This window comes from Pseudomonas serbica, from assembly GCF_028823535.1.
In the GTDB taxonomy this organism is placed as follows: domain Bacteria; phylum Pseudomonadota; class Gammaproteobacteria; order Pseudomonadales; family Pseudomonadaceae; genus Aquipseudomonas; species Aquipseudomonas serbica.
The window spans coordinates 1-409 of sequence record NZ_JAQIYM010000052.1; the positions used below are offsets into that span (position 1 = coordinate 1).

At 67.2% G+C, this 409-nt stretch carries 1 protein-coding gene; it reads left to right on the forward strand.

Translation table 11 applies throughout. The features are described 5' to 3' along the window. A partial coding sequence (locus NQL71_RS29700; RefSeq protein ID WP_274643794.1) for a cadherin-like domain-containing protein occupies positions 1 to 409 on the forward strand: 409 nt, incomplete at both ends.

A 409-nucleotide genomic window follows, 5' to 3' on the forward strand; every position in this document is an offset into this window, starting at 1 on the left:
CCAGGACCTGGCCCCCGGCAGCGTGACCGGCAGCCAACCGTGCAGTCCCGGCGAAACCGCCAGTGGCACCCTGGTCGGTGCGGTCCACGGCGGCAGCGGCGCCATCACCTACAGCCTGGTCAGCAATGCCGTTGGCACCTACGGCCAGCTGCTGCTGCACCCTGACGGCAGCTACACCTACACCCTGACCTCGCCGGCCAGTACCGCGCCACAGGCCAACGACGGCGCCAACACCCTGCACGAAAGCTTCACCTACCAGGCCGTCGATGGCCTGGGCAACAGCGTCACCAGCACCATCGTGATCAACATCGTCGATGACGTACCGACCGCTACCGCCGACATTGCATCCGTGGGAGAAGGCGGCTACATCGGCGGCAACGTGCTGTGGAACGACCACACCGGGGCCGAC